The sequence below is a fragment of the Porphyromonas gingivalis ATCC 33277 genome (assembly GCF_000010505.1).
GTDB classification, from domain to species: domain Bacteria; phylum Bacteroidota; class Bacteroidia; order Bacteroidales; family Porphyromonadaceae; genus Porphyromonas; species Porphyromonas gingivalis.
Map to the genome: position 1 here is coordinate 524,295 of NC_010729.1, position 22,056 is coordinate 546,350.

The window sequence follows — 22,056 nt, forward strand, 5'->3', positions numbered from 1 at the left end:
GAAAGACTCGGTCTATCTCTTAGTTGCCCCCTTCTTTCGGGGTATGGCATAATTACAATTAAAATTTATGAGGATCAAGCCCTCTCTGAAAACGATGAAAAAGATATCAGCATATGTTATTGGTGCGGCACTTTCGGTTGCTTCCGGCGTGCCATCAGTTTATGCTCAAGGCGAAGCCGATGCTATTCGTTACAGTCGCACAGAGCTTGGAGGTTCGGCTCGTTTCCGTTCCATGGCAGGTGCTTTCGGTGCTTTGGGCGGTGACTTTTCTGCTATAGGACAGAATCCGGCCGGCCTGGGCATTTTTCGCTCTTCGGAAGTCTCGGCTACCATTGATTTCTCTTCCATATCCAATCGGGCAGCTTGGCAGGGATCAAGTGAGACCTTCAATAAAAATAAATTGCTTTTTACGGGTATCAGTTATGTCGGATCATGGGGCAAAGCCAACGAAGATGTAAGCGTCAATTTCGGGCTGGGGGCGAAGCGAGTGCTGGACTACGAGCGATCGTTTCGGATAGCCGGAGGTGAGCAGAAGTTTTCCGTGGCGGACTATGTGGCAGCTCAGACTCCCGGCAAAGCCAATCCGTCTCATTTCAATTATAATGGATTGGAGAGCAGTTGGCTTACGGACTTAGGGTATAATGCCGGTTGGATAGCTCAGCTTCCCGGCGGGTATGGTTTTGAGTCCATATTCAAGTATAAACAGAATGGTGAGTACCAGATCTTCGGGCCTTCCTCCACGGCTTTCGACCTGAAAGAGACGGGGCACGTATGGAACTATGACTTTGGCTTGGGCATTAACATCCAAGACACATGGTATTTGGGTGCGAGCATGACTTATAGTGATCTGCAATTTGACACGAACACTTTCTATCAGGAGAATTTTTCTTTCAACAATGGTGCTATCAATGACTACCTGAAACTCGAAAATACTCTCTCTACATCAGGAAGCGGACTGAATATCGGTATCGGAGCCATCTATCGTCCGGCTGATGCTGTTCGGATAGGTTTGTCCTACTATACGCCTACATGGTACTGGATGAAGAGTTACTATAGGGCTTATGGCTCTTCTTATTATTCTCAAGGGGTAGACTCCAATGGTCAGCCGCTTCCGGAGAATCTCTACTTCATGAGTAGCCAGACTCCCGAATCGTATAATACTTATCAAATGAGTAGTCCGGGACGATTTGTGGCTAGTTTGGCAGTCGTCGCTGGCAAAATCGGCCTTCTCAGTATGGATTATGAGTTGGAATCTTACGGCCAGATCAAATTAAAGGATGAGAACGGTACGGCCTACGTTGATAATAAGTTCATTTCAGAGGATTTTGGTTCACGCCACACCATCCGTTTGGGAGGAGAACTGCGTCCCATATCGCGTCTGAGTCTGCGTGCCGGGTATTCACACACTTCCAATCCCATTAAAAATGAAAAATTGAAAGCTTTCGATGGCTCGGCACAGGTGACCGTCTTCCCTATGGGGGCTATGCCTCATTACGAACTTCCGGGCAATTCCTATACCGTGACAGGAGGCTTGGGTTACCGTTTCACGCGTAATCTTTCGGGCGATTTGGCTGTGATCTATCGTAATGAGAAGAGTTACTACTATACTTTTGGCCGAATGGTATCGGACGACCCGAATCCTGCCAATGTGTTGGAAGTGGAATCTCCTGCACCGGCAAAACTCACTCGCTCTAACTTCAGATTAGCAATGACAATGTCGTATCGCTTCTGAGAAAATAGCTTGACGTGTATTTCGGTTCTGAAAAACGTGGTCTGAGAAGATTTTTATTTTGGTTCGGGAGTTGAAAAAATCTCGCGCCGGAACGAAAAGATTCTCGCGCCATTTTTTGGAGATTTTGGTTTGAGATTTTGACCAATAGAACCACAACTCAATCATAACAGCCTGCAGTTTGACCTATAGACCAATAGTATCCTCAATGTTTTTAGGGGGATGCGAGTTCTTAGTCCCGGAGTGGAATAACTCCGGGACTATCATTTTTTGATTTTAGGGGGATCCCCCCTGCCTATTCAAAGAGCTGATTTTCGCTCTCCGGTGGAGGAGTAAAAGGCTCATTCAGCCATTGCTTCAGATCAATTTTGGAGAAAGTGTTGATCCGCAGGGAAGAGACCAAATTAGACAGACACCAAGCGTATTTAGCCTTATACTTGAGATATACCAAAGGAGACTGTTGCACAATAACCCCCCCCTCTCATATCGATCAAGACAGACACAAGCATTGATTTGACGAAGAAAGGAGAGCTTCATGCGATCTCTCTGCAAACCTCAAGTAATCTGAAAAACACTTAAGAATCAGCTCTGCGGCAAAAGACTTCAATGAAAGTCCTATAAAATAGTTGCAAACAGCTGATAGTTAGCGCATTGATGGGAGCAGAATCAGCTGACAATCGCGTCCTGCATCGTGCAGGAAGCAAGAATCAGCTGACAATCGCGTCCTGCATCGTGCAGGAAGCAAGAATCAGTTGACAATCGCGTCCTGCATCGTGCAGGAAGCAAGAATCAGCTGACAATCGCGTCCTGCATCGTGCAGGAAGCAAGAATCAGTTGACAATCGCGTCCGGCACCGTGCAGGAAGCAAGAATCAGCTGACAATCGCGTCCTGCATCGTGCAGGAAGCAAGAATCAGTTGACAATCGCGTCCTGCATCGTGCAGGAAGCAAGAATCAGTTGACAATCGCGTCCTGCATCGTGCAGGAAGCAAGAATCAGCTGACAATCGCGTCCTGCATCGTGCAGGGAGCAAGAATCAGCTGACAATCGCGTCCTGCATCGTGCAGGAAGCAAGAATCAGCTGACAATCACGTCCTGCATCGTGCAGGGAGCAAGAATCAGCTGACAATCGCGTCCTGCATCGTGCAGGAAGCAAGAAACAGCTGACAATCATTCCTTATTTCTCGCCTATCGGCACAAGCATTGATTTGACGAGGAAAGGAATACTTCTCTGATGGAAACTTGGTGAAATTTCTATTTGCTCGGTGCCCATATACCGGAGGTTTGACCTTTCCCGAAGACACTAAGAATCAGCTCTGCAGCAAAAGAGCTCAATGAAACTCCCCCGCAACAGTCTCCAAAGAGCATCGTGATTAATGCCGTCCAAATCCGCACCTCTACTGCGTTTCTTGTTGTGCTGAGGAAGGATTTGATACTCAAGCGTTGCTTCAAATTCCGAAAGAAGGTCTCAATAAGCCATCCGGAGCGATACAATAAGGCGATATTACTTGCCGACAGCGCGTTTATGTTCGTCAATAGCTCTACCACCTCTGGCCACTCTCTTGATTGAAGACTGCAATATGCCTCAAAGGCTTATCGTATTTGTATTGAGTCTGCACATCGGTAAAACGAATCTTTTGATCCACCGGTATGTCTTGGTGTCTATGCTCAGGTAGCCCCAACTCCTCAATAATCTCATATTGTATTTGCAGGTTTTCCCGACGAACAATAGCATCTTCTCGACCAAAATGGTCTGTCGTGTGGTTATTGGAACAGTTAAAAGGTATGACAGCGGACATTCCTGTGTTTTTATACAGTTTTTCTGCCGATCGGTACCCGGAAGAAAAATTTTTTGTCAAGAATTTTTTTTGTTTGAGAAAAAAAAATACCTTTGCGGCTGTTTTTGGAATTTGTCTGATTTGAATGGATGTTTTTTGAGTTGCAATATCCTCAAAAACAGATAAATACAGGAACGAAAAAACCACAATTTATTATAACCAAAAACAAAAGGAAAAATGAAAAAAATTTTTCTCGGCTGCATAGTTGCAGCTGCTTTCTCACTTGTATCATGCAACAAAGAAGAAGTTGCATTTGATCCTGCCGGACAGGAAGCCGGTATCTCTCAGGCTCGTTCATCAGAAGTATCCGGACCTTCTGACGACGATGCAGCCTTGTTAGCCCAAACAGTAGCTCTTGCTCTGCAAAGTGAGGGCGTTTGTGATCGATTGTCGGATCTTGTGTCTGAACAAAGAGATGGAGACTTCGAAGTCTTATTAGATGAAGCCATCAACTCTGAAACCGGTATTCTTCGTTCTGGTAATGTCTCTCTTAAAGATGCCTTTGCAGAAGCATTCGAACAGTTGAATAATACTCCTACTCGCCAGAACGGCCAAAGGGATGAAAAAAATCAATTTGAAGGTTTTGTAACCAGTTTGATTTCATCCGATCCTTTGATTCAGATTGCCGTGGTTGGCCCTCATGAATATGATGATACTCAAAGAGTAGACCTCAGCTCACCGACAATCAAAACCGTATATTTGCCTGTCAATTTCGATGAAAAGAAAGAGGTGATGCTTCGTGCATACGATAGAAACGGTCGCCTCAGCTACATTAGCTCCAAATCAGATCCTACGGAACCAACTATTGTCGTAGGTAGAAACGAACGTGTACTGGCACTTCCGAAAAGTGCTCCTGCACCGGGAAATGGTGCGACACCTTTCTATAGAGGTACATCGCATAATTATTATATGAGAGGAAATTTTAATTCCATTTCAATTAGTGATCTTGTTGTCTCTCCTATGACTTTTTGTGATCGGGCAAAAAATCCTACGTTTTATGACTATATGTCAAGCGCAAAGTTCCGAGATCAAAGAGCAATGAGAAAATATGAAAGTGGATTTGGGGGAAGACCGGAGATGAGATATACAATTATACCTATTAAGGAGCCAAATATGCAATTAATCCATCGTCTTGATAATAAAGGCTGGTGGAATGGAAACAAGAGACCCATTGATCTTAGACTGTTCAGATGGGATAGAAAGGTTTTGGGGGATTATTATCTGGTTCATTGGGTTGAAGAAGATCCATCCTCTACTGAAATCTCTATAAACCCTCTTGTTCTTGGTAACCTTTTTGGTCTCAATATAGGAGACTTTCTATCAATAAAAATAGGTAATCGTGATGACGAAATTGGTGGTGCCTTAGTTTCATACACAGATCCGGCTTTGGAAGAGTTCCGCTACGATGTGGGAGAAGACTTCTCTTTCTGGATCAAGATAAAATAATAAAGACATAAAAAGACAAAGAAAATGAACAAGAAAGTATTGTTGCTGATAGCAGTATTGTTGTGCAGTATCGGCAGTGAGGCTGTAGCGCAGGAGAAGAGTAAGACGTGGACTTTACAAGCCGGAATAGGGTATGGCGATACAGAGTATGTAGGTCAATCCTTTGCTTCCGGTTTCTATGTCGGCAAAAGGTTTGTCGATGCCATCGAAGTAGGATTTACAGTATATAATTTGCTGCGTCAGGATAGAGAATACGGATTCTCCTATGCGGAGGCAACGGATCTTCCGTACTATTATATACACATTACGCAGTATGAGGATGCCACATGGAAGCGTCTTGAAGCCGGGAGTGCTACCTCCTATATGGCTGTTGCCGGTTTCAGCCCCATCAAGCTGATTTGGAAGAACAGCCGTCATGATTTGGTTTTAGCCGGTCAGGCAGGCCTTTCTTACAAACATGCTAACTATTTATATAGGGATGAGGACAAGATGCATGTCCTCGTGCGTACATACTCACATGCCAAGTTGAGCTATGGAGCGCGTTTGGCCTACGAATATCGCATCTCCAATACCCTTGGAGCAGGAGCTACCGCAACATACGATTTCGAACATGAAATCTTAGCAGCCTTGGCTACATTCAATGTTCATTTCTAAGAAAACAAGACCTTGATAAGGGAAAAGCAGGGGGAGCCGGCATGTGGTCGGCCCCCCCTTTTCTTTTTGGGGAGGTTATTGTTTGTCTCGATGCTCTATGGAGACTCAAACAGGTATTGCAGATACGACTGTCCCATCAAAGGCGGAGCATTTACTTAGCTGTGGAATGTCTATATTTGGAAGGTTCTAAAAAACAGACTGCAAAATGAATCAGATCAGCCTTCCGCAACGATCCTCCTTTACCTCCTGCCTGAATGGTAAGGATGTGGATCTCTACCATTTGACCAATGGAAAAGGAATAGACGCTTATATTACCAACTACGGTGCCCGAATCGTTGCCCTCATCGTGCCGGACAAAGACGGCAATCGGACGGACGTCGTCCTGGGGCACGACTCCCTACAGGAATACATCGACTCGGAGGAGCAGTATTTCGGTGCCGTCTGCGGCAGGTATGCCAACAGGATTGCCCGCGGTTCTTTCTCCATAGACGGCAGATGCTACAGCCTGCCGATCAACAATGGGCCGAACTCTCTGCATGGCGGCATCAGCGGATTTAATACGAAGGTCTGGGAGGTGAAATCCGCCGGCCCCTCTTCGCTTGTGCTGGAATACGTGTCGGCAGATGGAGAGGAGGGGTATCCGGGCGAGCTGGTCGTTCGGATCATTTACAGCGTCACGGATGAGGGCGCATTGCACATAGACTATCGTGCTACGGCGGATGCTCCTACGGTTCTGAATCTGACCAATCACTCCTATTTCAATCTCTCGGGTGCAGGCGATCCCTCCGTGCATGATCATACCCTCATGATACAAGCCCGGCATTATCTCCCCACAGACGATACGGCCATCCCTTACGGCGAGCCTGCCGAGGTCGAGGGGACGCCGTTCGATTTCCTCACGCCTCACGGCATAGGGGATCGGATCGACAGTGCGATGGATCAGCTCATTTGGGCAAAGGGATACGATCATACCTTTATCGTGGACAAGCCGTCGGGGGCATATGGCTTTTGCAGCCGTTGCGTATCGCCCAAGACCGGAATCGTATTGGATGTCTATTCCTCCGAACCGGGTATGCAGGTGTACACGGGCAACTGGATGAGCGGAAAGCTGAGGGGGAAGTCCGATCGGCGTTATCCGGCTCGCTCGGCCGTTTGTTTCGAGACGCAGCACTATCCCGATTCGCCGAACAAACCGAATTATCCTACGACCCTCTTGCGCCCGGGCGAAGTGTTCGAGTCCCGGACGGCGTTCCGATTCGGTATCGTCGAGTGATCTTCTCACAAGGATTTTGTATCAAACCAATCATAAACAAGCAGAAATTATGGAATTAGACTTCGTAAGGAGTAGATTCATCAAGCACTTTGACGGATCTACGGGTCAGATCTTCACTTCTCCCGGGCGCATCAATCTGATCGGCGAACACACGGACTACAACGGCGGTTTCGTCTTCCCCGGTGCTATAGACAAGGGCGTCATGGCCGAAATAAAACCGAATGGTTCGGACAAGGTAAGGGCATATTCGATCGACCTCAAGGACTATGTGGAGTTCGGGCTCGGGCCGGACGATGCTCCCCGTACCACTTGGGCAAAGTATATCTATGGCGTCTGTCGCGAGATGATAGCCCGAGGCGTGGAGGTAAAGGGATTCAATACGGCCTTCTCCGGGGATATTCCGCTCGGAGCCGGCATGTCCTCTTCGGCAGCCTTGGAAAGCACCTATGCTTTTGCCCTGAACGAACTCTTCGGCAACGGTATGATCGACAAATTCGAATTAGCCAAGGTCGGTCAGGCTACGGAGCATAAGTATGTGGGTGTGAAGTGCGGCATCATGGATCAGTTTGCCAGCCTTTTCGGGAAGAAAGACCATCTCATCCGTTTGGATTGCAAGACGCTCGAACATAAATATTTTCCATTCCATCCCCAAGGGTACAGGCTGGTGCTTTTGGATTCGGTCGTAAAGCATGAACTTGCTTCCTCAGCGTATAATAAACGGAGAGAGTCCTGCGAAAATGTGGTCAAGGAGATTAAGAAAAAACATCCCGAAGTGGAGTTCCTGCGAGATGCTTCGATGAGTATGTTGGAAGAGGTGAAGGACGAAGTCTCTGCCGAGGATTATATGCGTGCCGAGTACGTCGTCGAAGAAGTGCAGCGAGTGCTCGATGTGTGCGATGCATTGGAGCGCGACGACTACGAAACCGTAGGACAGAAAATGTACGAAACGCACGATGGTATGAGTCGTCTCTATGAGGTGAGCTGCGAAGAACTCGACTTCCTCAACGGCATAGCACGGGATTGTGGCGTGACCGGTTCGCGCGTCATGGGTGGCGGATTTGGCGGTTGTACGATCAACCTCGTCAAGAAAGAACTGTACGATCTCTTTGTCGAGAATGCCAAGAAGAGATTCAAGGAGCGATTCGGCCGCGAACCCAAGGTGTACAATGTCGTTATCAGCGATGGCTCTCGCAGGTTAGACTGACGGGGGACACTGTTTCATCAGCAGCAATAGCTGAAAAAGAAAAGAGGATATGCCGGCACTCGGTGCATGGAGCATATCCTCTTTTCCTATCTGCTTCCATTCCGAACGGAAGAGATAGTGGGGGTGGTGGAATTACTTTTTCCTGATGAGCTTGAAGATCTGTTCTTCTCCTTCGGTGACTAACTTCATCGTCTCGTCCGTCCAGCTGATGGCAGCTTTCTCTCTATTTTCTCCACCCCCGTCTCGTCTGGTGATGATGACAACCTCATCGTCACCGTTGCATTCGTAGTCGATTTCCTCTTTTGATTCCGCCGGTTTTGTCCCCATCCCTTCTATTCGGATGGTGAGCATGGCTTTGTTTCCTTCGTTGAATGCCAATTCCATATAGGCTTTGAAAGAAGGGCTGACGTTGTCTGCCGAAAGGTTGATTTCTTCGGGAGAAAGGTACCTCCTCCAGCACGTCCCTACAAAGGGGGGCGTTGAGTTTTGCGCTACCCCGACAAGGAAGGTCAGCATGCTGATAAGAATGATCGACAGTGTTTTCGTTGTTTGGTTCATAGTTTTTCGTTGTTCGTTAATAACCTCTTTCTATCAAAGAGGAAACGGACTAAGATCGGTTTTTATTATCGGAGATCGACAACTTCTACGCCCGGATAGTCTTTCTTCATGAGTCGGAACAGGCCGGGAGAAGCTTTCGTGCGACTGATACCGGTGATTTTTGTAACGATCTTTGTCCCATCTTCCAGAGTAATCATGGCACCGGTCGGACGTGAGTCCCGAGAATCAACCTGTAGCTCGATTTGTTTGATGCCGTTAGCCGTTTTAGGCGTGAGACCGATCACCTTTCCTCCTTTCGTCGGAGGCAGCATGGCTGTGCGATAGCCGGCTTCGGATCGGGTGAGAATGATCAGCGGGTTGATCATAGCCAATTCCGCATTCGTCGGGTGGGAAATGTTGAGCGTGTTCTCGGAAGCATCGTAGTAAGAGAGCGTTTTCTTGCCATCGAATACGGCAGTGATAGAGCCGAAGCTGAGCCGAAACTGATTGCCTTTGAGGATGAGGCTACCGGAAGAGAGGGGTGATGAGCCCATGTCGTTGGGAGCTATGGTCTCTGCCTGAAAGTCTATTCGTGTTCCATCGGGGTTTGCAAGGTGCTTGGCTGCTGCTTGCAGTTCGCCTTCTGCTGTGCGTTGGGCCAAACCCGTAGCAGGAATGAAAAGAAGCAGAAAGAGGATCCGGAACATCCGGATCCGGTGCAAGGATGTTTTCATTGTTTCTTTCGGATTATCGGAGTGTTTCGAACAGGCGTTCCAGACTCATTTCGTCTTGGATCAATACCTGTCTCGGTTTGCTGCCGTCCTGCGGCGAAACGATACCGGCACCTTCCAGTTGGTCCATCAATCGCCCTGCACGGTTGTAACCGATATTGAACTTTCTCTGGATATTAGAGGTAGATCCCTGTTGTGAGTTTACTACCATTCGGGCTACTTCTTCGAAGAGAGGATCTTTCTCCTGCGGATTGAATGCTTTCGGTCCTCCCTCTTCACCTTCGGGTACATACTCCGGCAGCTCATAAGCCGAGGTATAGCTTTCCTGTAGCGAAATGTGGTGAGTGATGGCTTCGCACTCCGGAGTATCGAGGAAAGCGCATTGCAGACGTACCGTGTCTTTTCCCTGATAGAAAAGCATATCTCCACGGCCGACGAGCTGATTGGCTCCCGGTTGATCCAGAATGGTTCGGGAGTCGATCATGGAGAATACTTTGAAGGCGATACGAGCAGGAAAGTTCGCTTTGATGATACCGGTGATGATGTCCGTGGAGGGCCGTTGGGTGGCTACCACCATGTGAATACCTGCGGCACGCGCTTTCTGGGCGATGCGGGTAATCGGACGTTCTACCTCCTTACCCGATGTCATGATCAGATCGGCAAACTCATCGACGATCAGCACGATATAGGGCAGGAATTTATGACCGTGCAAGCGGCTGAGCTTGCCACTGATAATCTGATCGTTGTATTCCTTGATGTTCCGAACCCGTGCTTCCGTCAGCATGCGGTAACGATTGTCCATTTCGATGCAGAGAGAGTTCAGAGTGGGTACCACCTTGGTCATATCCGTCACGATGGCTCTGTCCTCGTCGGGAAGCTTGGCCAGATAGTGACGTTCGATGGCTTCGTAGACGGCGAACTCCAGCATCTTCGGGTCTACGAGTACGAACTTCAGTTCGGCCGGATGCTTCTTGTACAGGAGGGAGGTGATCATGGCATTCAGACCCACGGATTTCCCTTGTCCCGTAGCACCTGCTATCAGGAGGTGAGGCATCTTGCAAAGGTCGAAGATGAACACTTCGTTCGTGATCGTCTTGCCGAGTGCCACAGGCAGATCCATGTCGGACTCTTGGTATTTCTTGGAAGTCAAGACTGAGTACATACTCACGGTCTGTGGCTTTCGGTTGGGCACTTCTATACCGATCGTCCCTTTGCCCGGCATCGGCGCAATGATACGGATGCCTCCTACAGCCTTGAGACTCATGGCGATGTCGTCCTCAAGATTGCGAATGCGGCTGATTTTGATACCCGAATCCGGTGCAACCTCATAGAGCGTTACCGTAGGGCCTACTGTAGCCTTGATCGGTGTCACATGAATCTTGAAGCTGTCCAGCGTGGCGATGATTCGCTTTTGGTTCTCTTCTATCTCATTCATGTCGATCGGGGGTTGCTGCAGATCGTACTGGGTAAGCAGATCGACCGAAGGAAATTTGTATGAAGCCAAGTCCATTCTGGGATCCGTTTTGATTTCCGCCAACAGAGCTTCGTCCGCCTTTTCTTCCTCTTGAGCCAGTTCCACAGTCATCGATCCCATCTGTATGGACTGCGAAGAATCATTTTCCCCTTCTTCCTTATGAGGTGGAATATAATCATCCGGATCATCAGCACTTTCGCCTGCGGGGCCGTCTTCGTATTCCGAATTGTTGAGATAGCCGGAGAGATTCTCGCTTTCACCCCTGTCGTAGCCATTGCCGAGCGACTCGTTTTCGGACTCGTCATGATTATTTTTCCTCTCTTTCTTCGGCAGTTTGGGGATAGAGATCCAGCTTAGTCCCAGCAAACGGCGGAAGAAACCCATACATTCGCTGCGTACCACTACCGCTATGATGACGGCAAGGACGAGCAGAACTATGATCAGTCCGGCCTTACCTATATTGCGTTCGAGAAACAGTGTCCATTCTTGACCGTGCATACCGCCCCAACGAAGAAAACCTTCGAGACCTGAAAGTTTGTAGATGAATGCAGCTGCAAGGCTCGTCCAAAAGGTCATCACACCGCAGAATATCAGCCGTTTCACGACAGATATACGTTTGACGACACCCATAAGCTTGAGCGATAGCGAAAAAACGTAGAAAAGGAGGAAGAGCGTTCCGAATCCGAACAGCCCGTTCATCAGCCATTCCGCCCATACTGCACCGCGGATGCCACACAGGTTGGCCACAGGAGCGCGACCGAGGAGGATGTCGCTGACCGGTGCATCTCGCACAACGCTCTGATCCACTCCCCCATGTACGAAGAACGAACCTATGGCTATAGTCGTATAGAGCGCAATGGCCAGAAGTATGGCACCAAAGACAAAGCCGACCTTGTCTCGGCTGAAAGTGTCCCGTATGGGTGTGATGAATATACGGCGCAGAAAGTTGCCTCCCTTTCTTGTATTGGTCGAGGATGTATTTCGTCCGGAGCTTCTGCTCCCTTTGCGTTGTTTTGTAGCCATCTCAAAAAAACTGTGATCCCCACAGAGGGGAGAATTGCTGTTTGCAGATTTTATTTCGTTCGAATCCTGACAAAAGTACGAATTTTTGTGCCCTCTACATTTCATTTTCGCTTAAGTTTCGAACCGCTTCGAAGGTGTGGCATGTACAGAAAAAGGGTTGACAGTTGGAGAGAATCGATTCAACTGTCAACCCTTTTTCCGTATGGTGTCATTCGCCGGAGGAATACCTGAAGGTATTAAGCATCCATGCAGGGTAGGCCCGATTCCGACAGGTTTACTTCCTTGATAGATCAGGTTCTCCCGTTGGATCAGAGCAGGGCTGCAGAAAGCTTATCGGTCAGTTCTTCGCCATGCAGATTACGGCCGATGATAGTGCCGTCGTTGTCGATCAGCAGGGTATGAGGGATAGAATGGACGCCGTATTGCATAGCTGCCGGGCTTGCCCAGCCTTTGTTATCGGACATTTGTGGCCATGTGATACCGAGCCTTGCGATGGCTTTCTTCCATGCTCCCGGATTTTCATCGAGCGAAACCCCTACGATCTCAAGTTTCCCCTTGTAGTCAGCATAAACCTTGATCAGATCGGGCATGGCCTGACGGCAGGGGCCACACCAGCTGGCCCAGAAATCGACGAGGACGAGCTTGCCCTTGCCTACGTAGTCGGATAGCTTTACGGTCTTGCCTTCGGGAGTCTGCATGGTGAAGTCGGTGAAGGGGGTATTCATATCCGTTTTCTCTTGGGATTCCATTTGCTTTTGCATACCCATCAGAACGGGATCGTTGAGGTATTTGGGGGGAATCTGTCGGAATAGTGCCTGATTTTCGGCCAGACTGTTTTCGAAGTATTGTTCTTTGAAGAGAAAGACTCCTACAGGATTGGCGATATTTTTCTTCACGGCCTCTTTCTGCGCGATGGTGTATTCCCGTTCCATCTGATCCATTTTCTCCTCTGCTACCTCTTCCGTGAGGGTGGAATCGCTGTAAATTTCGTTCATCTTGTTCATAATTTCGGCCATTTTGCTGCGTATCTCTTGATAGATGTCGTTCGTCGGGGTACCGGTAACGGATTCGTTTCCGCTCTTCATCTTTACCTCGATGTGTCCGTTCTCAAGAAAGAACGGAATGCTGAATACATCGGTAGCGGTCATACAGGAGAGGTAGCGAGCGACGGTCGAATCCTGTCTGCCCTTGAAGCTGAATGTGCCGTTGCGGATGATGGCCGAATCAAGACGGGTGACTTCCATGTTTTCGATAGATTCGAGGAATACGGTATCGCCATCGGCGGCATACTCCACAGTGCCAACGATCTTGTATCCGGATTTTCCTTTGTCAGAGCATGAGGCGGATAGCAGGGTGATAGCCGTGGCCGCTATTGCTATATAAGTCAGCTTCATTGTAGCTGCGAGAAGATTTATTCGTTTCATTGGTTGGATTTGTTTTTGGATTTCACACTGGTGGCAAAGTTATTGTTTTGGGCTAAAGTGCGGTATGCAACCGAAAGAGCCGCTGCCGATCCGAGTATCTGATTCTCTCTTCTCCTGCTTGATTCGGGAAAGTTATGCACAAGCCAATTCCGGTGTCAGCACCTTTGCAGACGATTCGTGGCGAAAAAATGCCTGCGGTACCATACTGTCTGCATCAGGCTGCGCGTGAGGAGGTAGAGGACGAAGGCGAGCCAAAGGGCTGTCTCGCCCAAGACTCCACGAAGGAGGAAGAAAGTGGCGAAGAAAACAACGAAAGCAGCTGTCATGGCTCTCCGCATGGCTTTTGATGCAGTGGCCCCCACGAATACTCCATCCCACAGGAAAGCGGCAAAGGAGACGATCGGTACCACTCCTGCCCAGAAAGCAAAACGGCGAGCATGCTCTATCACTTCGTATTTGTCACTCAGCACCGAAAGCAAAGCGGCCGGGAACAGCAGATAGAGCAAGGTGGCCATGAGGGAGACGACCGTCCCGATGCGAAAAAGGCGATGGATCATCAGGCGCAATTCGTCCGACCGGCGTGCACCTATGTATCGTCCCGTAAGTGCTTCGCCGGCGTAGGCGAATCCGTCCATAAAGTAGGAGAAGAGGGTGAAGAGCTGCATCAGCAGAGCATTTGCCGCCACAGTGATCTCTCCCATAGCAGAGGACGCAGAGGTGAAAAAGAGGGTCACCGTACCGAGCAAGGCGGTGCGAACAAAAAGGTCGCCTCCGGTGCGCAGGTATGCTCCGTAGCCCGAAGTATCTGTCAGGCTGCTTGCGCGGAAAAAGCGCAGTACGCGTCGGTAGCGAAAAAAGGCAATGCCGGAGAGCAATGCCAGACCGACATATTGGGCAGCGATCGTTCCGGCGGCAAGCCCTCCCACTCTCATATCAAGTCCCTGTACGAAGAAAATACTCAGGCCGATATTGACCATATTGGAAACGATGGCTACAACCATCGGAACGCGTGTGTCCTGCATCCCCACATACCAGCCGTTGAAGACATAGACGAGCAGGGCTGCGGGCGCTCCCCACAGAGCGATGCGGATATATTCGCGTGCCTCTCGTCCGATGGTCTCCTGACCCGAAGCCAGCAGATACCCGAAGCGTTCTATCAGAGGAGCTGCTATGAGAAGAAGCAGGGCTGCGACAACTGCCATCGCGATGCCGCGTGCCAGATAGCGTGTGATGGCTCGTACATCGCTACGCCCGAAAGCCTGTGCCGTGAATCCCGTAGTCCCCATACGGAGGAAGGCGAAGAGCCAAAAGACGAAATTGACCACCCCCGAAGCCACAGCCACTGCCCCGATAGAGTCGGCCGTGTCCATACGACCGGCCAGCCCTACATCCACGATGGAGAGGAGCGGTACGGTAATGTTGGAGATGATATTCGGAATAGCCAAGCGCAGGATGCGCCTGTCCATCTCACGCCCCCTACTCAGTCGCATGCGGATTGGGAGGAGTTGTCATGAGGTTCGGTCAGATAGGAAAACAGTCCGGCCGTGCACTCTTCCAGAATGTCCAGCACCAGCTCGAAGCCGGATGCTCCTCCATAGTACGGATCGGGGACATGGTCGTGAATACCGCTACTGCTGAAATCCGTCATCAGACGGATCTTGGCCGCAGCCTCTTCGCTCGGAGCCAGTTCTTGCAGCCGCTCTCGATTGGCAAAGTCCATGCCGATGATATAATCGAATCGTTCGAAATCCTCATACTCCACCGGACGGGAGAGCGAAGTGAGATCGTAGCCCCGACGAGCAGCGTGTGCACGCATTCGGGCATCGGCCTTTTCCCCTTGATGGTAATTGCTCAGTCCGGCCGAATCGATGTGGAAGCGATCGGCATACCCCTGCTCTTCTACATACGAGCGAAAGACAGCCTCGGCAGACGGAGAGCGACAGATGTTGCCGAGACATACGAATAGGATTTTATGTGGCTTCATAAGCGGATTATCGGAGCAAAGGTAGTCGCTTGGTACGCAGTCGCAAGCTGTTGGTCACCACCGAAATAGAGCTGAAAGCCATGGCGGCCCCTGCAATGGCAGGGTTCAGGAGGAACCCGTTCACGGGGAAGAGCAGACCGGCGGCTATCGGGATGGCAATCAGATTGTAGCACATAGCCCAAAAGAGATTCTCTTTGACTGTACGTCTTGTGGCGCGCGACAGCTCGAAAGCAGCAGGCAGCAGGCGCAGATCGGAGCGCATCAGCGTGATTCCTGCCACTTCTATGGCTATATGGCTGCCATCACCCATGGCTACGCTGACGTCCGCCGTACTGAGTGCCTCGGAGTCGTTTATGCCGTCGCCCACCATCGCTACGTGGTGTCCCTTGTCCTTGAGCATTCGTATATAGTCGGCCTTGTCCGAGGGCATCATGCCGCCACGATAATCCTGCAAACCCAGCTTGCGAGCCAATGCTTCCGCTGCTTCGGGGCGGTCGCCCGTCAGCATAATGGTGCGAATGCCATGTCGATGGAGCTGTGCGAGCACCTCTGCTGCCTGAGGTTGCAGTTCGTCGGTCACACAGAAACGTCCCAATAATCTTTCGGCACGTGAGAAATAGAGGACGGCTGCATCCTCCGACAGAGCGGTTATATCCGTCGGTATCTGTGCGCCAAGCTCCTCGACAAAGGTCTGGTTGCCCACTCTGTAGATCTCTCCTTCGAAGGAAAATTCGATCCCACGACCGGGAAAATTCTGCACTTCCGACAGCTCCTCCGTCCTGCCGTCTTCGGCAAAGGCTCGGCAAATGGCAGCTGCGAGTGGATGCGTGCTAAGAATCTCGGCGGAGTAGAGCAGCCGGCGTACTTTCGGTACATCGGTATCCGATACAAACCAATCGATGCCGGTCACTTCCGGCTTGCCTATGGTGAGCGTGCCTGTCTTATCCAAGACCACGGCATCGATGGTAGCAAAACGCTCTAGTGCTTCGGCATTGCGTACGAGGATACCATTTCGTGCCGAGCGTCCGATCCCTACGACCAGAGCCGTAGGCGTAGCCAGACCGAGTGCGCACGGGCAGGCAATCACCAGCACCGATATGGCACAGAGGAGTCCGTAGACCGAAGCATCGATTGCTCCCGTCAGTTGCCATATAATATAGGTAAGGATGGATAGCCCGATGACTATGGGTACGAATATGCCGGCGATCCGGTCAGCCAGACGTTGGATAGGCGCTTTGCTGGCCTGTGCCTCGCGGACTGTGCGGATGATGCGCCCGAGTACCGTGTCGCTGCCTACGTGAGTAGACTGTACGGTGAGGACACCGGAGCCGTTGATCGTGCCGGAGAAAACCATAGAGCCGACTTCCTTTTCTCGCGGTAAGGGCTCGCCACTGATCATGCTCTCTTGTACGGAGCTGCTGCCTTCGGTCACGATACCGTCCACGGGTATCTGCTCGCCCGGACGTACGCGAACGAAGTCGCCTGCGACGAGCGCAGCAATGGGCATCACGGTCTCGCGTCCGTTGCGCACGACCAATGCCTCCGCCGGCTGTAGTCGCATCAGTTCACGAATGGCTTGCCCCGTACTTCGGCCGGCACGCTTTTCCATGAGTTTGCCCAGTAGGACAAATGCGATGATCATGGCCGAAGCATCGAAGTAGAGGTGGAGCTTCATCCCGGCCGGCCCTTCGCGGAAAAACAGCAGGACTATCAGACTATAAAAAAAGGAGATAGTGGTGCTCAACGACACCAGCGTATCCATTGAGAATACGCCGTGGCGCAGCTGCTTGAGTGCCGATCGGTGGAAAGTCCTTCCTGCCCATGTGTATCCGGGCAAGGCTATGAGCATCATCAGGTAGGGCATTATCTGGAAATGCGGCATTAGCATCAGGAGCATCAGCAGGATGGCAGACGACCAAGCTATGATCGTATCGCACTTCATCCGTCTCAGTTCTGCTGCTTCCATGGCATCGCGCCGGCGAAGTTGCTCTGCCTCCGAATCCTCCACTATCAGGTCGAATCCTATGCTGCGGATAGCTTTGCGCAGATCCTCTGCCGAAGCCAACCTTTCGTCCACCGATACGGAGAGTATATTCTCGGCGAGTTGGACGTTCGCATCGCTAATGCCTTCTACCTTGGAGGCAGCCTGCTCTACGCTATGCGCACAGCCGGCACACCGCATTCCCACTACGGGAAAACGTTTTTGCTCCTTCATATCACGGGGACTATCGGTTATAAGGATTGGGCTTGTCAGAGCTTACACTCGAATCCGGCGAGGCGTACAGCCTTCATTATTGCCTCCGGTGAGGTTGTCTCCGGAGCATAATCCACTGTAAGACTATGGGAATCCAGAGAAGCGAATGCCGTTTGTACGCCTTGTACACCGAGAGCTGCTTTCTCTACACTTGCAGCACAACCGCCACACATCATGCCTTCTACGGAAAAGGTCGTTGTTTTCATCTTGACGAGTAGTTTTTTCTTATGATCCTTTGTTTTTGACTTTGGCTTGTACATAGCTGATCTACGGCAAGCCCTCGTTCGGACTACTGTAAGGTATGCATACCGGACTCCTGCATCGTCCCCGACTGTAGTCTCTGTCTACTATATATAAACGAAACAAAATCAGTAGTCGGATGGTTCGCCGGACTGCGGATAGTGGTCGAGATGAAAATGCGAAGTGGTGCGGAAAAAAACTTGTTTCATGTTCCTGAAAATGCCGAGCGTAAAATTTTTCGTTTTGGCGCGAGAAAAGAAAAAAAGTCGAACCAAAACGAAAAAAATCTCAGGCGCAAATTCTGGTTTTGCGGCGTGAGAATCGAAGAAGTTGCGGTTCCGAAATTGCTGTGGCAGGTTTCTGCCGTTTCGGACTCTCCTTTTTTATTTCCATAAGAGACGAAGGGGACGGAAGGCTTGTAATGGTGCCTTTTCTTTTTGTCTCCGAACAGCCAATATGTGCGGATGGCGATGTGCCTTGCAAGTATATGTATTTGAGTGGTTTGTGTGGGGGATCGAGGTATGTCGGGATCGGTGGTATCCCAAACAATAGGGATGAGGGGAGACGATATGAAGGGGCTTTTTCCCTATATGTCGTGATTGTGTATTTTTTTCCGTTATCTTTGTGCACGAAGGTCGGAACACCTCTTCACAAGGCGGAATACAGAGTCGGTTTCGCCTATTGGTTGAATGGATCTTAGAAGAAAAAGAAAGAATCAACTAAATAACTAAAACAGTAAAAAACTTATGTGGTTACTTAAATCCTCGATTGGCCGTAAAGTGGTGATGAGTGTCACCGGACTGGCGCTGATCCTGTTTTTGACGTTTCACATGTCCATGAACCTCGTGGCTCTCTTCTCGGCAGAGGCTTACAACATGATATGTGAGTTTCTCGGCGCCAACTGGTATGCTCTGGTCGCCTCCATCGGCTTGGCGGTACTGATGCTTCTGCACATCGTGTATGCCTTTATCCTCAATGCGCAGAACCTTCGTGCTCGAGGTCGCGATCGCTATGCTGTTACGGGTAGACCCAAAGGAGTGGAGTGGAGCTCGCAGAACATGCTGGTGCTCGGTATCATCGTCCTGTTGGGTATCGGACTGCACATGTTCAACTTTTGGGCTAAGATGCAGTTGGCGGAAATCTGCCATATGGATGTAGCCGGATTCGGTATTGATGGTTTCGACCATCCGGCCAAGGGAGCAGAGCTGATCCGCTACACATTCAACCAACCGATCTATGTGGTGCTCTATGCCGTATGGCTGATTGCTTTGTGGTTCCACCTGACACATGGATTCTGGAGTGCACTGCAGACCTTGGGATGGAACAATACCATCTGGATGAATCGTGTCAAGTGCATCTCTAATGTGGTTTCTACCGTATTGGTAGGCGGTTTCGCTTTGGTCCTGATAGTATTTTCTTGTCAGGCATTCATCGGTTGATAGTACACCCTAATTCAAAGTATTCTCACTATGGCTACAATAAATTCCAAAATACCCGCCGGCCCGCTGAAAGACAAGTGGACCAACTATAAGGATCATCAGAAGCTGGTGAACCCGGCCAACAAACGTCGTCTGGATATTATCGTGGTCGGTACCGGCCTGGCCGGTGCTTCGGCTGCTGCTTCTTTCGGCGAGATGGGCTTCAATGTGCTTAACTTCTGCATACAGGATTCTCCTCGCCGTGCGCACTCCATCGCTGCACAGGGAGGTATCAATGCCGCCAAGAACTACCAGAACGACGGCGACTCCGTTTATCGACTCTTCTACGATACGATCAAAGGAGGTGACTATCGTGCTCGCGAGGCCAACGTATATCGTCTGGCCGAAGTGTCCAATGCCATTATAGACCAGTGTGTGGCTCAGGGTGTACCCTTTGCTCGCGAATACGGTGGCCTACTGGACAACCGTTCTTTCGGTGGAGCGCAGGTATCTCGTACTTTCTATGCTCGTGGTCAGACGGGACAGCAGTTGCTCCTCGGAGCCTATTCGGCTCTCTCCCGTCAGGTCGGTTTGGGTAAGGTGAAGCTTTATACTCGCTACGAGATGCTCGACGTGGTGCTTATCGACGGTCGTGCTCGCGGTATTCTGGCTCGCAATTTGGTGACGGGCAAGATCGAACGCTTTGCAGCACATGCCGTGGTAATTGCCACGGGTGGTTATGGCAATGCCTTCTTCCTTTCTACCAATGCAATGGCATCTAACGGCTCTGCCGCATGGCAGTGCTATAAGAAAGGTGCTTTCTTCGCCAATCCATGTATGGCTCAGATCCATCCCACTTGTATTCCCGTACACGGGGACTACCAGTCCAAGCTGACACTCATGTCCGAGTCGCTCCGTAATGACGGTCGTATCTGGGTGCCTAAAGACATAGAGGATGCCGGACGTCTTCAGCGCGGTGAGATCAAAGGAAAAGACATTCCCGAAGAGAAGCGCGACTACTATCTGGAGCGTCGCTATCCGGCCTTCGGCAACCTGGTGCCTCGTGATGTGGCCAGCCGTGCTGCCAAAGAACGTTGCGATGCCGGTTATGGTGTGAACAATACGGGCCTTGCCGTATTCCTCGACTTCGGCGATGCCATCAAACGTTTGGGACGCGACGTGGTGGAGCAGAAGTACGGCAACCTCTTCCAGATGTATGAGAAGATCGCAGATGAGAATCCGTACGAAACGCCGATGATGATCTATCCGGCTATCCACTATACGATGGGTGGTCTCTGGGTGGATTACGAGCTGATGACTACCATCCCGGGCCTGTTTGCCATCGGAGAAGCCAACTTCTCTGATCACGGAGCCAACCGTCTCGGTGCTTCTGCTCTCATGCAGGGTCTGGCTGACGGTTACTTCGTTATTCCTTATACGATGCAGAACTATCTGGCCGATCAGATTCAGGTGCCGCGCTTCAGCACGGATCGTCCCGAATTCGAAGCTGCCGAGAAAGAGTTGCAAGACCGCATAACCCGTATCATGAATGTCAAAGGCAATAAGTCCGTGGACGACCTTCACAAGGAGCTGGGCCACATCATGTGGGATAATGTGGGAATGGGACGAGACAAAGCCGGTTTGGAAAAAGCCATTGTGAAGCTGGACGAGCTGAAGAAAGAGTTCTGGAGCAATGTCTATGTGCCGGGTGAAGCCAATGACCTTAACGTAGAGCTGGAGAAAGCCCTCCGATTGGCGGACTTCATCGAGATAGGTACGCTGATGGCGCACGATGCCATGGACCGCGAAGAAAGTTGTGGCGGGCATTTCCGTATCGAGCACCAGACAGAAGAGGGTGAAGCCAAACGTGACGATGAGAACTTCGCTTACGTTTCCTGTTGGGAATATCAGGGAGAAGACAAGGATCCGATCATGTACAAGGAAGAACTGGTATATGAAGAGACTGTCCGTGCACAACGTAACTACAAGAGCTAATTAGTCCACCGCTAAATACAGAATCAAAATGGATAAGAATATCAATATATCGGTTAAGGTTTGGCGTCAGAAGGGACCGAAGGAAAAAGGACACTTCGAGACGTATCAATTGCAAAACATTTCGCAAAGTGCCTCTTTCCTCGAAATGATGGATATCCTGAACGAGCAGTTGATCAAGGAGCATAAAGCTCCGGTGGTGTTCGACCACGACTGTCGCGAAGGTATTTGCGGTATGTGCTCACTCTACATCAACGGTCATCCCCACGGGCTGGACGATAGCATCACCACTTGTCAGCTGCACATGCGTCGTTTCGATGATGGTGATACGATCACGATAGAGCCTTGGCGCTCGGCCGGCTTCCCTGTGATCAGAGACCTCATGGTGGATCGCTCGGCTTATGACAAGATCATTCAGTCCGGCGGATTCGTTTCCGTCAATACGGGGGGTATCCCCGATGCCAACGCTATCCCCATTTCCAAGAAGAATGCGGATGAGGCCATGGATGCAGCGGCTTGTATCGGCTGTGGAGCTTGTGCGGCAGCATGCAAGAACGGTTCGGCTATGCTCTTCGTATCGGCCAAGGTGAGCCAGTTGGCTCTTCTTCCGCAGGGACGTATCGAGGCTGCGCGCCGTGCCAAAGCTATGGTGGCCAAGATGGATGAACTCGGATTCGGGAACTGTACGAATACACGTGCATGTGAAATGGAATGCCCGAAGAACGTATCGATCAGCCACATTGCTCGTCTGAACAGGGAGTACATCGTCGCTAAGAATCGTGACTGATCGCTCCTCCTGATTTTTTTTAAGAGGTCGTGCAAGGGAACGAATCCCG

The 22,056-nt window shown here is 50.3% G+C and carries 18 protein-coding genes and 3 pseudogenes; 10 read left to right on the forward strand and 11 right to left on the reverse strand.

Annotated features, from left to right (window positions below):
- Positions 1-94: 94 nt before the first annotated feature.
- A complete protein-coding gene (locus PGN_RS02285) occupies positions 95-1,732 on the forward strand; it encodes an OmpP1/FadL family transporter (RefSeq protein WP_230847047.1) in 1,638 nt (545 codons plus the stop codon).
- On the opposite strand, the pseudogene PGN_RS11765 reads toward PGN_RS02285, so the two are convergent.
- A pseudogene (locus PGN_RS11765) lies at positions 1,703-1,792 on the reverse strand (hypothetical protein); the annotation flags it as partial. The gene PGN_RS02285 and the pseudogene PGN_RS11765 overlap by 30 nt on opposite strands.
- 10 nt (positions 1,793-1,802) lie before the next feature.
- Between PGN_RS11765 and PGN_RS11090 the strand changes: the two are divergent.
- Complete coding sequence (locus tag PGN_RS11090; RefSeq protein ID WP_230456074.1) at positions 1,803-1,865, forward strand: DUF1661 domain-containing protein; 63 nt, start codon at positions 1,803-1,805, stop codon at positions 1,863-1,865.
- 159 nt (positions 1,866-2,024) lie between these two features.
- Here the strand turns inward: PGN_RS11090 and PGN_RS11095 are convergent.
- Together PGN_RS11095 and PGN_RS11770 are read right to left on the reverse strand one after the other, a co-directional pair.
- Positions 2,025-2,180 (reverse strand): annotated as a pseudogene (locus PGN_RS11095) (IS4 family transposase); the annotation flags it as partial.
- A 910-nt stretch (positions 2,181-3,090) separates the two neighbouring features.
- Positions 3,091-3,428 (reverse strand): annotated as a pseudogene (locus PGN_RS11770) (transposase); the annotation flags it as partial.
- 315 nt (positions 3,429-3,743) lie between these two features.
- On the opposite strand from PGN_RS11770, the gene PGN_RS02300 reads away from it, so the two are divergent.
- From PGN_RS02300 to galK, 4 genes are all read left to right on the forward strand, one after another.
- Positions 3,744-5,012, forward strand: coding sequence for a hypothetical protein (locus PGN_RS02300; protein WP_012457543.1), 1,269 nt, complete (start codon positions 3,744-3,746; stop codon positions 5,010-5,012).
- A 24-nt stretch (positions 5,013-5,036) separates the two neighbouring features.
- On the forward strand, positions 5,037-5,666 hold the full coding sequence (locus PGN_RS02305) for a hypothetical protein (RefSeq protein WP_012457544.1): 630 nt from the start codon (positions 5,037-5,039) through the stop codon (positions 5,664-5,666).
- A 205-nt stretch (positions 5,667-5,871) separates the two neighbouring features.
- The gene (locus PGN_RS02310; protein ID WP_012457545.1) at positions 5,872-6,939 is read left to right on the forward strand and encodes an aldose epimerase family protein; all 1,068 of its coding nucleotides are present in this window, start codon (positions 5,872-5,874) and stop codon (positions 6,937-6,939) included.
- Between the two features lie 49 nt (positions 6,940-6,988).
- Complete coding sequence (gene galK, locus PGN_RS02315; protein WP_012457546.1) at positions 6,989-8,143, forward strand: galactokinase; 1,155 nt, start codon at positions 6,989-6,991, stop codon at positions 8,141-8,143.
- Positions 8,144-8,275: 132 nt separating this feature from the next.
- Here galK and PGN_RS02320 read toward each other — a convergent pair whose 3' ends face one another.
- The 8 genes from PGN_RS02320 to PGN_RS02355 all read right to left on the reverse strand — a co-directional run bounded on the left by PGN_RS02320 (position 8,276) and on the right by PGN_RS02355 (position 17,776).
- Positions 8,276-8,701, reverse strand: a complete 426-nt coding sequence (locus PGN_RS02320) for a hypothetical protein (RefSeq protein ID WP_012457547.1) — start codon at positions 8,699-8,701, stop codon at positions 8,276-8,278.
- A gap of 65 nt (positions 8,702-8,766) precedes the next feature.
- Positions 8,767-9,414 (reverse strand): LolA family protein, encoded by a 648-nt coding sequence (locus tag PGN_RS02325; RefSeq protein WP_012457548.1) that lies wholly within the window; start codon positions 9,412-9,414, stop codon positions 8,767-8,769.
- A 13-nt stretch (positions 9,415-9,427) separates the two neighbouring features.
- Positions 9,428-11,908 (reverse strand): DNA translocase FtsK, encoded by a 2,481-nt coding sequence (locus tag PGN_RS02330; RefSeq protein ID WP_394797971.1) that lies wholly within the window; start codon positions 11,906-11,908, stop codon positions 9,428-9,430.
- Positions 11,909-12,216: 308 nt separating this feature from the next.
- The gene (locus PGN_RS02335) at positions 12,217-13,332 is read right to left on the reverse strand and encodes a TlpA disulfide reductase family protein (protein ID WP_012457550.1); all 1,116 of its coding nucleotides are present in this window, start codon (positions 13,330-13,332) and stop codon (positions 12,217-12,219) included.
- A gap of 155 nt (positions 13,333-13,487) precedes the next feature.
- Positions 13,488-14,822 (reverse strand): MATE family efflux transporter, encoded by a 1,335-nt coding sequence (locus PGN_RS02340; protein ID WP_039416938.1) that lies wholly within the window; start codon positions 14,820-14,822, stop codon positions 13,488-13,490.
- Positions 14,813-15,316 (reverse strand): low molecular weight protein-tyrosine-phosphatase, encoded by a 504-nt coding sequence (locus PGN_RS02345; RefSeq protein WP_012457551.1) that lies wholly within the window; start codon positions 15,314-15,316, stop codon positions 14,813-14,815. Before PGN_RS02345 ends, PGN_RS02340 begins: the two co-directional genes overlap by 10 nt.
- A gap of 7 nt (positions 15,317-15,323) precedes the next feature.
- Positions 15,324-17,531 carry a heavy metal translocating P-type ATPase gene (locus PGN_RS02350; protein ID WP_012457552.1) on the reverse strand — a complete coding sequence of 736 codons (2,208 nt, stop codon included), beginning with the start codon at positions 17,529-17,531 and terminating at the stop codon, positions 15,324-15,326.
- 35 nt (positions 17,532-17,566) lie between these two features.
- Complete coding sequence (locus PGN_RS02355) at positions 17,567-17,776, reverse strand: heavy-metal-associated domain-containing protein (protein WP_039416939.1); 210 nt, start codon at positions 17,774-17,776, stop codon at positions 17,567-17,569.
- A 253-nt stretch (positions 17,777-18,029) separates the two neighbouring features.
- Here PGN_RS02355 and PGN_RS12315 point away from each other — a divergent pair, with 253 nt between their 5' ends.
- The 4 genes from PGN_RS12315 (at position 18,030) to PGN_RS02375 (ending at position 22,007) form a co-directional block, all read left to right on the forward strand.
- Positions 18,030-18,128 (forward strand): DUF1661 domain-containing protein, encoded by a 99-nt coding sequence (locus PGN_RS12315; RefSeq protein ID WP_353309241.1) that lies wholly within the window; start codon positions 18,030-18,032, stop codon positions 18,126-18,128.
- A 428-nt stretch (positions 18,129-18,556) separates the two neighbouring features.
- Entirely contained in the window at positions 18,557-19,249 is a 693-nt protein-coding gene (locus PGN_RS02365) for a succinate dehydrogenase/fumarate reductase cytochrome b subunit (RefSeq protein WP_012457555.1), read from the forward strand.
- Positions 19,250-19,279: 30 nt separating this feature from the next.
- Entirely contained in the window at positions 19,280-21,223 is a 1,944-nt protein-coding gene (locus tag PGN_RS02370) for a fumarate reductase/succinate dehydrogenase flavoprotein subunit (RefSeq protein WP_004584032.1), read from the forward strand.
- A 28-nt stretch (positions 21,224-21,251) separates the two neighbouring features.
- The gene (locus PGN_RS02375) at positions 21,252-22,007 is read left to right on the forward strand and encodes a succinate dehydrogenase/fumarate reductase iron-sulfur subunit (RefSeq protein ID WP_012457556.1); all 756 of its coding nucleotides are present in this window, start codon (positions 21,252-21,254) and stop codon (positions 22,005-22,007) included.
- Positions 22,008-22,056: the final 49 nt, after the last annotated feature.

What these genes read in the sequence shown, in the direction of transcription:
- PGN_RS02285 (WP_230847047.1), top strand. Translation starts at nt 95, where the DNA reads ATGAAAAAGATATCAGCATATGTTATTGGTGCGGCACTTTCGGTTGCT.
- PGN_RS02300 (WP_012457543.1), top strand. Translation starts at nt 3,744, where the DNA reads ATGAAAAAAATTTTTCTCGGCTGCATAGTTGCAGCTGCTTTCTCACTT.
- PGN_RS02305 (WP_012457544.1), top strand. Translation starts at nt 5,037, where the DNA reads ATGAACAAGAAAGTATTGTTGCTGATAGCAGTATTGTTGTGCAGTATC.
- PGN_RS02310 (WP_012457545.1), top strand. Translation starts at nt 5,872, where the DNA reads ATGAATCAGATCAGCCTTCCGCAACGATCCTCCTTTACCTCCTGCCTG.
- galK (WP_012457546.1), top strand. Translation starts at nt 6,989, where the DNA reads ATGGAATTAGACTTCGTAAGGAGTAGATTCATCAAGCACTTTGACGGA.
- PGN_RS02320 (WP_012457547.1), bottom strand. Translation starts at nt 8,701, where the DNA reads ATGAACCAAACAACGAAAACACTGTCGATCATTCTTATCAGCATGCTG.
- PGN_RS02325 (WP_012457548.1), bottom strand. Translation starts at nt 9,414, where the DNA reads ATGAAAACATCCTTGCACCGGATCCGGATGTTCCGGATCCTCTTTCTG.
- PGN_RS02330 (WP_394797971.1), bottom strand. Translation starts at nt 11,908, where the DNA reads ATGGCTACAAAACAACGCAAAGGGAGCAGAAGCTCCGGACGAAATACA.
- PGN_RS02335 (WP_012457550.1), bottom strand. Translation starts at nt 13,332, where the DNA reads ATGAAACGAATAAATCTTCTCGCAGCTACAATGAAGCTGACTTATATA.
- PGN_RS02340 (WP_039416938.1), bottom strand. Translation starts at nt 14,822, where the DNA reads ATGCGACTGAGTAGGGGGCGTGAGATGGACAGGCGCATCCTGCGCTTG.
- PGN_RS02345 (WP_012457551.1), bottom strand. Translation starts at nt 15,316, where the DNA reads ATGAAGCCACATAAAATCCTATTCGTATGTCTCGGCAACATCTGTCGC.
- PGN_RS02350 (WP_012457552.1), bottom strand. Translation starts at nt 17,531, where the DNA reads ATGAAGGAGCAAAAACGTTTTCCCGTAGTGGGAATGCGGTGTGCCGGC.
- PGN_RS02355 (WP_039416939.1), bottom strand. Translation starts at nt 17,776, where the DNA reads ATGAAAACAACGACCTTTTCCGTAGAAGGCATGATGTGTGGCGGTTGT.
- PGN_RS12315 (WP_353309241.1), top strand. Translation starts at nt 18,030, where the DNA reads ATGCCGAGCGTAAAATTTTTCGTTTTGGCGCGAGAAAAGAAAAAAAGT.
- PGN_RS02365 (WP_012457555.1), top strand. Translation starts at nt 18,557, where the DNA reads ATGTGGTTACTTAAATCCTCGATTGGCCGTAAAGTGGTGATGAGTGTC.
- PGN_RS02370 (WP_004584032.1), top strand. Translation starts at nt 19,280, where the DNA reads ATGGCTACAATAAATTCCAAAATACCCGCCGGCCCGCTGAAAGACAAG.
- PGN_RS02375 (WP_012457556.1), top strand. Translation starts at nt 21,252, where the DNA reads ATGGATAAGAATATCAATATATCGGTTAAGGTTTGGCGTCAGAAGGGA.